At 66.1% G+C, this 12470-nt stretch carries 14 protein-coding genes; 10 read left to right on the forward strand and 4 right to left on the reverse strand.

The window, feature by feature from the left end:
* Positions 1 to 93 precede the first annotated feature (93 nt).
* A complete protein-coding gene (locus tag ASF57_RS01640) occupies positions 94 to 1023 on the reverse strand; it encodes a histone deacetylase family protein (protein ID WP_056480140.1) in 930 nt (309 codons plus the stop codon).
* A 197-nt stretch (positions 1024 to 1220) separates the two neighbouring features.
* Between ASF57_RS01640 and ASF57_RS01645 the strand changes: the two genes are divergently transcribed.
* From ASF57_RS01645 to ASF57_RS26680, 9 genes are all read left to right on the forward strand, one after another.
* The gene (locus ASF57_RS01645; protein ID WP_056479225.1) at positions 1221 to 1874 is read left to right on the forward strand and encodes a L,D-transpeptidase; all 654 of its coding nucleotides are present in this window, start codon (positions 1221 to 1223) and stop codon (positions 1872 to 1874) included.
* A 168-nt stretch (positions 1875 to 2042) separates the two neighbouring features.
* On the forward strand, positions 2043 to 2480 hold the full coding sequence (locus ASF57_RS01650; RefSeq protein ID WP_056479228.1) for a hypothetical protein: 438 nt from the start codon (positions 2043 to 2045) through the stop codon (positions 2478 to 2480).
* Between the two features lie 66 nt (positions 2481 to 2546).
* The gene (locus ASF57_RS01655) at positions 2547 to 3860 is read left to right on the forward strand and encodes a GGDEF domain-containing protein (RefSeq protein ID WP_082503619.1); all 1314 of its coding nucleotides are present in this window, start codon (positions 2547 to 2549) and stop codon (positions 3858 to 3860) included.
* Between the two features lie 134 nt (positions 3861 to 3994).
* Complete coding sequence (locus ASF57_RS01660; RefSeq protein ID WP_056479233.1) at positions 3995 to 5998, forward strand: acetyl/propionyl/methylcrotonyl-CoA carboxylase subunit alpha; 2004 nt, start codon at positions 3995 to 3997, stop codon at positions 5996 to 5998.
* A gap of 77 nt (positions 5999 to 6075) precedes the next feature.
* A complete protein-coding gene (locus tag ASF57_RS01665; protein ID WP_056189223.1) occupies positions 6076 to 6507 on the forward strand; it encodes a gamma-glutamylcyclotransferase in 432 nt (143 codons plus the stop codon).
* A gap of 124 nt (positions 6508 to 6631) precedes the next feature.
* On the forward strand, positions 6632 to 7471 hold the full coding sequence (locus ASF57_RS01670) for a formate/nitrite transporter family protein (protein ID WP_056479235.1): 840 nt from the start codon (positions 6632 to 6634) through the stop codon (positions 7469 to 7471).
* Positions 7472 to 7486: 15 nt separating this feature from the next.
* Entirely contained in the window at positions 7487 to 7771 is a 285-nt protein-coding gene (locus tag ASF57_RS01675; RefSeq protein ID WP_056189218.1) for an acylphosphatase, read from the forward strand.
* 114 nt (positions 7772 to 7885) lie between these two features.
* On the forward strand, positions 7886 to 8608 hold the full coding sequence (locus ASF57_RS01680) for a DUF599 family protein (protein WP_056479238.1): 723 nt from the start codon (positions 7886 to 7888) through the stop codon (positions 8606 to 8608).
* Between the two features lie 149 nt (positions 8609 to 8757).
* Positions 8758 to 9018 (forward strand): DUF3253 domain-containing protein, encoded by a 261-nt coding sequence (locus ASF57_RS26680; protein WP_056189674.1) that lies wholly within the window; start codon positions 8758 to 8760, stop codon positions 9016 to 9018.
* Here ASF57_RS26680 and ASF57_RS01690 read toward each other — a convergent pair.
* Positions 8976 to 9809: a YdcF family protein gene (locus ASF57_RS01690; RefSeq protein WP_056480143.1), complete on the reverse strand. Its 834-nt coding sequence runs from the start codon at positions 9807 to 9809 to the stop codon at positions 8976 to 8978. The genes ASF57_RS26680 and ASF57_RS01690 overlap by 43 nt on opposite strands.
* Before the next feature lie 223 nt (positions 9810 to 10032).
* Here ASF57_RS01690 and ASF57_RS01695 point away from each other — a divergent pair, with 223 nt between their 5' ends.
* Positions 10033 to 10335, forward strand: a complete 303-nt coding sequence (locus tag ASF57_RS01695) for a hypothetical protein (protein WP_244476765.1) — start codon at positions 10033 to 10035, stop codon at positions 10333 to 10335.
* 169 nt (positions 10336 to 10504) lie between these two features.
* On the opposite strand, the gene ASF57_RS01700 is transcribed toward ASF57_RS01695, so the two are convergent.
* Together ASF57_RS01700 and ASF57_RS01705 are read right to left on the reverse strand one after the other, a co-directional pair.
* On the reverse strand, positions 10505 to 11938 hold the full coding sequence (locus ASF57_RS01700; protein WP_056479241.1) for a mannose-1-phosphate guanylyltransferase/mannose-6-phosphate isomerase: 1434 nt from the start codon (positions 11936 to 11938) through the stop codon (positions 10505 to 10507).
* Positions 11939 to 12172: 234 nt separating this feature from the next.
* Positions 12173 to 12460 carry a hypothetical protein gene (locus ASF57_RS01705; protein ID WP_056189209.1) on the reverse strand — a complete coding sequence of 96 codons (288 nt, stop codon included), beginning with the start codon at positions 12458 to 12460 and terminating at the stop codon, positions 12173 to 12175.
* Positions 12461 to 12470: the final 10 nt, after the last annotated feature.

The following is a 12470-nucleotide window of genomic DNA, read 5'->3' on the forward strand; positions in this document are numbered from 1 at the left end:
CGCACGCGCCGAAGAGCAAGGCTTACGCCCGACCTTTCGGTTTCCCAGGCGCTTGCGAGTTTGAGGCGTAGCCCCCGCGGGCGGCGTGCTCATTCACCGGCCCATCAGGGCGTCGACATGGGCCGACACCGAAAGTCCCAGTCCCTTCAGGCTGTAGCCACCCTCCAGTACGGAGACCAAGCGGCCGCCTGAATGCTTGGCAGCGAGGTCCACCAGACGGCGCGTCGCCCAGCCGAAATCGGCTTCCGTCAGCTGGACATGCCCGAGCGGGTCGAGGTGGTGCGCATCGAACCCAGCCGAGATGATGACGAGGTCGGGCGCGAAGGCGTCGAGACGGCGCAGGATGCCGGCCTCGAAGACCTCGCGGAAGCGTTCGCTATCGTCGCCGGCGCGCAGGGGCACGTTGACGATGGTGTCGTGATTGCCGCGCTCGGACGCCGCCCCCGTGCCCGGGAAGAGCGGCATCTCGTGAGTCGATGCATACAGGACCGATTTGTCGTCCCAGAAGATGTCCTGGGTTCCGTTGCCGTGGTGGACGTCCCAATCGACAATCGCGACCCGGCTCGTCCCGTACGTCTCCCGGGCATGGCGGGCCGCGATGGCGGCGTTGTTGAACAGGCAGAACCCCATGGCGGTCATGCGCTCGGCATGGTGCCCCGGCGGGCGCATGGCCACGAAGGCGTTGGTGCATTCGCCCGACATCACGGCATCGACCGCATGGACCGCGCCGCCAACCCCGCGCAGAGCGGCTTCGAGCGTACCGGGCGACAGCAGGGTGTCGCCGTCGATCTGGACGTAGCCGTCCATTGGCGACGCTTCGATGATCGCCTGGACGTAGGGGACGGGATGGACCAGGGCCGGAACGGAGGCGTCGGCTTTCGGTGCCAGCCCGCGGAGCAATCCCGCGAAGCGCTCATCCTCCAGCGCCCGCTCGACGGCGCGGATGCGATCAGCCCGTTCGGGATGCCCTTCGGGCATGGCATGGTCGAGGGCGGACGGATGGCTCACGTACAGCGTCGTCACGGTCGTCCCTCCGGTGGCGAACCCGTGCTGCGGCATTCCCGCAACACATGGTGCCAATGTATCACATCTTGCGTGCGATCGTCGTGTTGGGATGCGCGTTCGGCCCTGGTTGTGCAAGACCTGATCCACCCAGAATCGATCGGGCCGCGTCACAGGTGGGCAGGTCGAAACCAGCCCTTCCAAGACAGGCCCCACCCATGCGCACTCCCGCCACCGCCCTGCTGTTGAGTGCCCTGCTGCCCCTTGGGGCCTGCAACCCCCGGACGACGGGGATCGCCACCGCACCGGCGGCGGTCCAAGTCGCCGCGGTCACACCCGCGCCTGGCGGCGCCGCACCGATGGACCCCGTTGCCCGCGACAAGGCTTGGATGAAGCTGGCGCCAACGGCGGTCGTCGATCCGAAGATCGCCCGCACCACCGTAGATTACCCGACGCGGGAAGCCCCCGGTACGGTCATCGTGGTCACCAAAGAGCGGCGCCTGTACTACGTGCTGGCCGACGGCAAGGCGGTGCGCTACCCCGTGGCGGTCGGCCATGCCGGCATGGCCTGGGCCGGGACGGCCAATGTCGATCGCAAGGGCGAGTGGCCCGATTGGAACCCGCCGCCCGAGATGCTGGCGCGCCGGCCCGACCTGCCGAAGCGCCTGGAAGGCGGACCGACCAGCCCCATCGGCGCACGGGCTCTGTACTTGGCCGAGGGCAGGAAGGACACACTGTTCCGCATCCACGGCACCAACGAGCCCGAGAAGATCGGCCAGGCGGTGTCCTCGGGCTGCATCCGCATGCTCAACGACGATGTCGTCGACCTCTACGACCGCGTGCCGATCGGCGCGAAGGTGGTGGTGCGCTGAGGCGCAGTGTGGAAGGTCATCTTTTCGAAAGGCTCATTCGTGATCAGGCTTTAACCTGAACGTCGATTCAGATTTGGGCGTTAACTGCTTGAACGATGCCGTCCTGCATAGTCAAACCATCGACAGGGACACAGACCGGCCAAGACAAAGCCGGGGAGGCATCAAGACATGATCAACCTTTCGCTGCAGGTTTTCTGTAACCGTATCGTCGCCGCCGGCGCCATCACCGCCGCCGACGTCGTCGCGCTGACCCGCCACGTCCTTCCGGATGGCCTCACCAGCCGCGACGAGGCCGACATGCTGATCGCCCTCGACCGGGTCGTGACTGCGACCGACGGCGCCTTCGGGGATTACCTGACCGCCGCCGTGGTCGACTTCGCGGTCTGGGGCGAGCGTCCCACCGGCTACATCAACACCGAGCTGGCGTGCTGGCTGGTCAGCTCCCTGCGCGCCGGCAGCGGCCCGAGCGTCCTTGCAGCCCGGATCGCCCGCGAAGTGGTCCGCGAGGCCCAGGTGAGCGACGAAGCGCTGATCGCATTCGCGCTATCCGCGAAGTCGGTTAATCAATACACGCAGATCGATAGATCATTTGTTAAGGCAGCGTGACTTATCCTGAGGCCGTCACCCGTTCAGGCCTTGGCAGCAGGTGCTTGTCTCAACCCGGATTTCCTGATGAGGCAGTCGACAGTCGGAAAGGCAGCGAAGATGCGGGCCAGCCGATGGCGGGCGCCCATTGATGCCCTGGACCCCGCAGGACGAGCGGAACTGCTGACCGAGGTCGAAGCCGTCCTGGACGGCCGCATCCGCGACCTCACGCTGACGAAACGTCTCGAAGCCCTCTATCACAGCAGCACCTGGCACGAACGCGCCAAACGTATACGCTCATGGCTGATCTGGGTAGCGATCCTGAATACGCCCATTTTCGCCATCGACGTCCTGCAGAATCCACGTATTTTCGAAGTGTCGCTCCTGTCGCACTTCATCTTCCTTCCGGTCATCTACGGTAGCTTGTGCTGGGCGATGACCCGGTTTCGGTCGCAGAAAGCCGAAAGTCTCATCCTGCCGGTCGCGGCCGTATCCCTGATGCTGATGTCCGGCGTCCTAGGCCACACCGGTGAGGGCGCAATCCCCGAGCGGTACTTAAGCGGTGGCTTGTTCGTCCTGGCGACCGGCTTGGTGATCTTTCCCGTTCGCCTCGTCTCGACAATCAGCGCCGCCGTCCTGGCGATCGGCATCTACGGGGCTTTCTGCCTCCGGAACCCGGCCATGGATCCCGTCATTCGGGCGACAATGTCGGTCTTCTACGGGGTGATACTGGGATGCCTGATCCCGGCGCGCCGAAGTATGAATATCCTCCATCGCCATTCCTTCATGCTCAGGCTGGAAGACCTGCTCAAGGCCGATCGATTGACCGAGATGAACACGCGCCTGGCGGTGCTGGCCGGGACCGACGACCTCACCGGTCTCGCCAATCGCCGCGCCATCCGTGGACGTCTGGTCGATGCCTGGGCCGAGGCGGCACAGCGCGACGGCAGCCTCGGCGTCGCCCTGCTCGATATCGATCACTTCAAGCGATTCAACGATACCGCCGGACACGATGCGGGTGACCGCTGTCTCATCGCCGTTGCGGAGGCCATACGTCAGGCGATGCCGGCCCAGGCGGTGGTCGGTCGCTTCGGCGGCGAGGAATTCATAGCCGTTTTACGGGATGCGACGCCGGAGAGCCTTCTAGTATTGGGCGAGGTGATCCGCTGCGCCGTCTCGGACCTCGGCATGCCTCATCCGGGGCTCGAAGGCCGGCAGGTGGTCAGCGTCAGCGTCGGGATCGCGCTGGCGACACCCGACGACTCGACCAACTGGCCGGACAATTTGGTCAAGCACGCCGACATCGCCCTCTATCGCGCCAAGGCTAACGGCCGGAACCGCGTCGTGGCGGCCTGGGATGCGCAGGCGGCCATCTCGGCGCCGGCGCGGCAGATGGCGTGAACACAATTCACGGTTCAACGGGCGCCTCACGGTTCGGTCTGCTTCCCGAAGCCGCATAACTGCTTTATCGGAGACAAGCTTGGGCGCCGACCGCGCCTCGATGTTTACCGTTTGAATACAGAGTGCGCGGATCAATGTTCGATAAAATCCTGATCGCGAACCGTGGCGAGATCGCCTGTCGCATCATCAAGACCGCCCGCCGCATGGGCATCAAGACCGTGGCGGTCTTCTCGGATGCCGACCGCGATGCCGTGCACGTCGCCATGGCCGACGAAGCGGTGCATATCGGGCCCGCGCCGGCGGCACAGTCCTACCTGCTGATCGAGAAGATCATCGAAGCCTGCAAGCAGACCGGCGCCCAAGCCGTGCATCCGGGTTACGGCTTCCTGTCCGAGCGCGAATCCTTCCCGCGCGCTCTGGAGGCGGCCGGCATCGTCTTCATCGGTCCGAACCCAGGCGCGATCGCCGCGATGGGTGACAAGATCGAGTCGAAGAAGGCGGCGTCCGCCGCCAACGTCTCCACCGTTCCGGGCTTCCTCGGGGTGATCGAGAGCCCCGAGCACGCGGTGACGATCGCGGACGAGATCGGCTATCCGGTCATGATCAAGGCGTCGGCCGGCGGCGGCGGCAAGGGCATGCGTATCGCCCATTCCTCGTCGGAGGTCGCCGAAGGCTTCGCCCGTGCCAAATCGGAAGCTGCTTCGTCCTTCGGCGACGATCGCGTCTTCGTGGAAAAATTCATCACCGATCCGCGCCACATCGAGATCCAGGTGATCGGCGACAAGCACGGGAACGTGATCTACCTCGGCGAGCGCGAGTGCTCGATTCAGCGCCGTAACCAGAAGGTTATCGAGGAGGCGCCGTCGCCGCTTCTCGATGAGGCCACGCGCCGGAAGATGGGCGAGCAGGCCGTCGCCCTCGCCAAGGCGGTGAGCTACGATTCCGCCGGCACGGTCGAGTTCGTCGCCGGCCAGGACAAATCGTTCTACTTCCTCGAGATGAACACCCGCCTGCAGGTGGAGCATCCCGTCACCGAGATGATCACCGGGCTCGACCTCGTCGAGATGATGATCCGGGTCGCGGCCGGTGAGACGCTTCCGCTCGCGCAAACCGATGTGAAGCTGAATGGCTGGGCCGTCGAGAGCCGCGTCTATGCCGAGGACCCGACCCGCAACTTCCTGCCCTCGATCGGCCGTCTCACCACCTACCGGCCGCCGGCCGAGGGCGAGTTCGGCGGCGCCATCGTCCGCAACGACACCGGCGTGGAGGAGGGCGGCGAGATCGCGATCCACTACGATCCGATGATCGCCAAGCTGGTGACCTGGGCGCCGACGCGGGCCGAGGCCATCGAATCGCAGGGCGAAGCCCTCGACGCCTTCGCCATCGAGGGCATCCGCCACAACATTCCGTTCCTGGCGGCCCTGATGGCCCATCCGCGCTGGCGTTCGGGCAACATCTCCACCGGCTTCATCGCCGAGGAGTTTCCCGAGGGCTTCGTCGCCCCCGATCCCCAGGGCGCCGTCGCCCAGCGCATGGCGGCGGCCGCGGCGGCCATCGACCACAAGATGAACCAGCGCAAGCGCGGGATCTCCGGCCAGATGCGCGATCCCGCCCTGTTGCATTTCGAGCGCGACCGCATCGTCGTGCTGGCCGGCGAATCCTATCCGGTCACCGTCGACGCCGTCGGCGGCACGCTGCTGGTCACGGGCGAGGACGGCACCACCTGGACGGTGTCCAGCGAGTGGCGTCCCGGCGAGCCGGTCTGGCAGGGCGAGATCGCCGGCACCCGTGTCGCCATGCAGGTGCGTGGCCTCCTCAACGGCGTCGCTCTGCAGCATGCGGGCGCGGCGGCCGAGGCCCGCGTCTACACCCGGCGCGAAGCGGCGCTGGCAGCCCTGATGCCGATCAAGGAGGATGCAGGCTCCGGCAAGCAGGTGCTCTGCCCGATGCCCGGTCTGGTGAAGGCGATCCTGGTGAAGGAAGGCCAGGAGGTGAAGAACGGCGAGCCGCTGGCCATCGTCGAAGCGATGAAGATGGAGAATGTCCTGCGTGCCGAGCGCGACGCAACCGTCTCCAAGATCTCCGCGAAGGAAGGTGACAGCCTTGCCGTCGACGCGGTGATCCTCGAATTCGCCTGAGGATTCGCTGAGCCGCACCGTGCACCCTCCTCCATTCGGGGAGGGCGCACGGTCGGGACGGACGCCAGGAACGGTCGATGCCCCTCTACTTCGCCTACGGTGCGAACATGGATGCCGCCGCGATGGCGGCGCGGTGCCCACGCTCGACGCTGATCGGGCAGGGACGGCTCAACCGGCACCGCTTCATCATCATGCGCGAGGGCTACGCCTCGGTGGTGCGTGACCCGCGTGCGACCGTGTTCGGAATTCTGTGGGACCTGTCCCTCGGAGACGTGCCGGCCCTGGACCGCTACGAGGGCGTCGCGGCCGGCCTCTACATCAAGGCGATGCAGCCGGTCTCGATGCAGGGCGGCGCGAAGCGGGCACTGATCTATCTCGGCGGCAGCAGCGCTACGGGCGCGCCCCGTCCGGGCTACCTGGAGGCGGTCATCGCGGCTGCATCGGCGGCACAACTGCCGCCAGCCTACTGCGCCGAGTTGAAGACTTGGCAGCGTGGCCGCGCAGGGTAGGGCGCCGGCGCGGAATGTTTCGCAGGGCCGCGTTGGTCTTGGATCGCACCATCGCCCTCCGTGATCGTAGTTTGGCCTTCCCCTTGCGTCGAGCGTCCTCAAAACACATTGAGGAAATCTGCCGATGGACTTCGTAAAACCCGCCGACATGGCCGCCGCGATGAGTGAGGCCGGTGTCGTACGCGCGGATCTGTCGATCCGGGACATGCTGGTGCGCGGCATGATGGCCGGCGCGCTGCTCGGGATCGCCACCAGCCTCGCGCTCACCGGTGCCGTTCAGAGCGGCGTTCCCTTCGTGGGCGCCATCGTGTTCCCCGTCGGTTTCGTGATGATCGTTTGCTTGGGCCTCGAACTCTGCACAGGGAATTTCGGCATCCTGGCGCTGTCCTTCATGGAGGGGCGGATCGGCTTTCGGCCGATGATGCGCAACTTCGCCTGGGGCTTCGTCGGCAATCTCGTCGGCAGCGTTCTCTACGCCGTACTTCTGGTCATCGCCCTCACCAATGCCTGGCACACGCCGCCGGCCGGAGTGGCGCAGAAGATCATCGACATCACCCTGTCGAAGACGGTCGCCTACGAGACGCTCGGCAGCGCCGGCATGCTGACCTGCTTCGTAAAGGCCATGCTGTGCAACTGGATGGTCTGCCTCGGCGTCACCATGTCGATGATGTCGACCTCGACCTTCGGCAAGATCCTGGGTGCCTGGCTGCCGATCTTTCTCTTCTTCGCGCAGGGCTTCGAACACGCCGTCGTCAACATGTTCATGATTCCGGCGGGCATGATGCTCGGGGCACACGTCTCGTTCGAGCAATGGTGGGTGTGGAATCAGATTCCCGTTACGCTCGGCAACTTCGTCGGTGGCGTGCTCTTCATCTCGGTGGCGTGGTATCTCACTTTCCGCAGCGGAACGGCTCAGCCGGTCCCGCTCGCGAGGCCGCGCGCGGGCGGGATCGTCGCGCGCTGAGAGTCGGAGCAGGTGATGGAGACCCCCGAGATCCGAACCGTTGACGTGATCATCCGCGGACGGGTCCAGGGGGTCGGCTACCGGATGTGGACGCGTCGCGAGGCCGGCCGTCTCGGCTTGGCCGGTCATGTCCGCAACCGGGCGGACGGCTCGGTCGAGGCACGCTTCTGTGGCCGACCCGACACCATCGACCGGATGCTGGAGGCCTGCCGGACTGGACCACCGGGCTCACGCGTGAATGAGGTTGCGGTGACGGATCGCACCGATGCGGTGGTCGAGGTCGGTTTCGCGATTCGGTGACGTCCGAGGCCGGTCGGCGCGGGTCCGGTCCGGCAGCGCTGGACAGGGCGGCGGAAACCGCGCTAGCGCCCGGGGGCGAGGCGCCCCCGACCCGGTCGTCGAAGAGCGGACGCGATGCTGACCCCCGACTTCTCCTATCTCGACCTCGCGGCGCTCTGCTACTTCGTGGCCGCCTGGGCCGGATACGGCGTCGCCGTGGCGCGGATGCGCGGGCGCCGCACCAGTCTCAGCCAGATCATGAACGCCCAGCGGGCGGAATGGACGCGCCAACTCATCGAGCGCGACAACCGCGTGGTCGACACCACCATCAACGCCTCGCTGCAGAACGGAACCGCCTTCTTTGCCTCCACGTCGCTGATTGCCCTCGGGGGTGTGCTCACCCTGTCGCGCTCGGGCGACGACGTGCTCACGCTGTTCGGGGCTCTGCCGTTCGGAGCCATCGCCTCGCGGGTGACCTGGGAAATTAAGGTCGCGGGGCTGGCGGTGGTATTCGTCTATGCCTTCTTCAAGTTTTCCTGGGCCTACCGGCTGTTCAACTACGGCGCGATCCTGCTCGGAGCGGTCCCACCGAAAGGGTCGAGCGCGACGGTGGAGCAGATGCAGCGCGCGGCGCGCAAGGCCGCCGCCATGAATATCGCTGCGGGCAGTCACTTCGCCCGCGGCCAGCGGGCTTTCTTCTTCGCCCTGGCTTATCTCGGCTGGTTCATCAGCCCGTGGCTGCTCGTTCTTACCACCACGGCCGTCGTCCTGGTGATGTGGCGCCGGCAATTCGCTTCGCGAATTCGCGCCGCCCTGCTAGCGGAAGACGACGGGACAGGGCAGGGGTGGCAGCCATGACGATACCGAAGAAGCCGACGCGCCAGCGCACATCCTCACCCAAGAAGCCGGCGGCCGAGCCGGCTGCCAAAACCGCCGTGAAACCGGCGGTCAAACCGACGCCCAAGGTTTCGGGCCGTCCCGAGCGGAAGGGGCCGTCCGAGGACCTCATTGCGGAGACGATCCTGCGCCTCGTAGCGGCCCGCGATGTCGGCAAGACGGTCTGCCCATCGGAAGTGGCGCGGGAACTCGGCGGCTCGCAACCCGAGGCATGGAGCCCGCTGATGCAGCCGATCCGCCGCATCGCGGTGCGCATGACCAAGGCCGGACAGGTCGCGATCCTGCGCAAGGGCAAGGCCGTCGAGGACCCCGATGATTTCCGCGGCGTCTACCGGCTCGGCGCGGTCGCCTCGGTCGCGGACGGCGCCTGAGGCGCCGGCAACCACGCGTCGGTGTAGCCGGSGAGCCGATAGGCCGTGAGGCCGATCCACTCCTTGGTCACCAGATCGAGGAGGGCCAGTCCTTCCGACGCGAACCCGTTGATGCGCCAGATGTCGTCCCAGCCGCCGGTGCGGTAATCGACCGGATAAGCGGTGACGTCGAAGCCGGCCTGCCGGAAGCAGCCGACGGCACGAGGCATGTGCCAGGCCGACGTGACGAGGAGCCAGCGCTCGTCGGGCTTCGGCTTGACCAGGTCGGCGGTGAACAGGGCGTTCTCCCACGTGTTGCGCGATCGATCCTCCAGGATCAGTCGCGTCCGCGGCAGGCCCGTGGAATCGGCGTAACGGCTGACGGTCTCCGCCTCGGACGGTTTTCTGTTTACCAAGCTGCCGCTGCCCCCGGTGAAGACGAGCCGGGTCGTCGGATAGCGCCGGGCCAGATCCGCCATCGCGATCTGGCGCTCGGCGGCATCGTTCAAGACGAGCTGACCACGCTCGCCCGAGAGCCGCGTTTCGATCGCACCGCCCAGCACGATGATCCCCGCGACCGGTCTGCCATCGTCGACGAAAGCCGGAAAGCGCTCCTCCAGGGGCAGGGCGACAGTGACGGCGAGAGGAGAGAGCCCCGCGATGAGGAGAAATAGGCCGGCGACGGCCGCCAATCCGAAACCGAATCGCCGCGATCCGGATGCGCCGAAACCGAGCCCGACGAGCATCAGGAGCACGAGCGCATTCGAGGGTGTCACCACGAAAAACAACAGCTTCGAAAGCGGAAAGAACATGAGGCGCAGCCGGACCACACAAGAAGGATGCGCTTGATAGCGCAGGGGTCGACGGCCTGTCCGCCGTCACGGTTTCGGATGGCCGCTTTCTCCGACGGGCGATACAGACCCGCGACACTGGCGGCAGATTGCGTCGATCAGGGCGCCGACAAATCTGTCCGGGAGGCGACCTAAGTGGACAGCACCAATTGCGCTCGGTGCTCGAACAGCCTAGGTTAATCATATGGAGTGGGATAAATTCCCACGGGTGTTATTGTCTATGCCGCGCTTCTTTATTGATCTTCATGACGGAGCCAATTTCGTCAAGGACAATGTTGGCTTCGAATTGGCTGATGAGAGCGCAGTGCGCAGCAAGCTTGTACGCATCATGGCCAAGATCGCGCAAGAGTTCGGCACCGAGACCGAGCGCCAGGACTATCTGGCGATCGTAAGGGGGGAGGGGGCGCAGGTTCTCTACCGCGCCCACTTGTCCCTCGACATCCAGCAAGTCGACGGTTCCGTCGAGGTTACTTCAACCGATTCTTGAGCTTCCCGTTTAGACAACAAGTCAACCGAATGTCTGCGGAGTGAGGCCGTGCGCCGACCCTCGGGGCGCCGCTTGACTGCACCGGAGGGCCGAGCCCGCTCAGGCTGTCGGACGCCGACGGCGCCGGTCACAGCCTGAGTCCGATGCCGCCGCGTCGGTCCCGACCGCTCTAGCGGCCGTAGATGTCCTCGACGCGGATGATGTCGTCCTCGCCCGTATAGGAGCCGACCTGAACCTCGATGAGCTCCAGGGGGATCTTGCCGGGGTTGGTCAGGCGGTGCATCGAGCCGATCGGCAGGTAGATCGCCTCGTTCTCGTGCACCAGCACCACGGACTCGTTCAAGGTCACCTCGGCGGTGCCCTTCACCACGACCCAGTGCTCGGCGCGGTGGAAGTGCTTCTGCAGCGACAGCCGACCGCCGGGCGTGACCATGATCCGCTTGACCTGGAAACGCTCGCCGATGTCGATGCGCTGGTACCAGCCCCAGGGCCGGTACATCCGCCGATGGGCATCCGCCTCCGGGTGAGCCTTGTCGCGCAGGCGGGTGACGAGGTCCTTCACCTGTCCGGAGCGCGCCTTCGAGGTCACCAGCACGGCGTCCGGCGTGGTGACCACGACGACGTCGTCAAGGCCGACGACCGTGGTCAGGTGCTCGCCCTCGCTGTGGATCAGGCTGCCATGGGTGTCGATGGTCTCGACCCGTCCGCGCACCGCATTGCCGTCGGAATCATGCGCGAGCACGTCCCAGACCGCATCCCAGGTGCCGACATCCGACCAGGGGAAGGACACCGGCCGGACACCGGCCCGGTCCGTACGCTCCATCACGGCGTAGTCGATCGAGGTCTTGGGCGCCCGGCCGAAGGCCGCCGCATCGAGCCGGACGAAGTCGAGGTCGATCACGGCGGCCTCGAGGGCGGCCCGCGTGGCGGCCAGGATCTCGGGCGCGTAGGTCTCGAGTTCGGCCAGCATCACGTCGGCCCGGAACAGGAAGTAGCCCGAATTCCATAACGCCCCCTCGTCGATGAGCCGGAGGGCGCCGTCGCGGTCCGGCTTTTCGACGAAGCGCTCAACCTTGTGATTGCCCTCGCCCCCCGTAAGAGCCGCGCCGACGCGAATGTAGCCGTAGCCGGTGGCGGGCGCGGTCGGGGTGATGCCGAGGGTCATGATGGCCCCCGCGCGGGCACCGGCGGCGGCGGCCCTGGCCGCCTCCACGAAGGCGGCCGCGTCGCCGATGACGTGGTCGGCGGCCATGATGAGCACGATCGCCTCCGGATCGCGCCGGGCGGCATGCAGGGTCGCGACCGCGACGGCAGCGGCCGAATCCCGGCGCTCCGGTTCGAGGATGATGTCCGCCGCGATGCCCACATGCTGCAGCTGCTCGGCGACGATGAAGCGGGCATCGCTGCTGGTGAGGATGGCGGGTCGCGAGAAGACCGAGCCGTCACCGAGGCGCAGGGCGGTATCCTGGAACGTCGAGGAATCCGGATTGACCAGCGGCGTGAACTGCTTGGGCATGCTCTCGCGCGAGGCGGGCCAGAGCCGCGTGCCAGAGCCGCCACAGAGAATCACCGGATGGATCAACGCGTTGGCGTGCTGCGACATTTCACCATTCATCCCGAAAAATCTGCCTATCGTGGATCGAAGAAATCCGCGCAGACCGCACTGCAACAATAACGTGCTCTACCAGTTCAAAGACCAGTTCGCCACCACGGGCACCTGCGCAAAACCATCGATCACGCTTAATGATCGATGCAGCGTTTGGGGGTCGACTTCCCGAAAACACAATCGTCGCCGAGGAAGCTTCCCGGGCCGGCGTCCGCTGGTCCGGCACAAACGTCAGCGCCGTGGCTTCACCGCCTTGCGGACGCCCGCTTGCGGGCGACCGATCGGCAGGCGTGGCGTTTGCGCGGCAAGGGCCGTCCGGGCAATCTCCTGCGGCCGAGGCGCCCCGCTGGCGATCCGCTTCAGCGCTTCGGCCATTTCCTCGATCATCTGAGCCGATTCGCCCTCCAGGGTCTCCTCGGCCTTGATGCCGTTCAGTTCGGGCGCGATCTCCTCGGCGGCCTCGCGAAGTTCCGCGACGAGTTCCGCCGGCGACCAGCGGGGATAGGACGTCTGTGACATTCCCTGATCA

Source organism: Methylobacterium sp. Leaf117 (assembly GCF_001422985.1).
Taxonomy (GTDB): Bacteria; Pseudomonadota; Alphaproteobacteria; order Rhizobiales; family Beijerinckiaceae; genus Methylobacterium.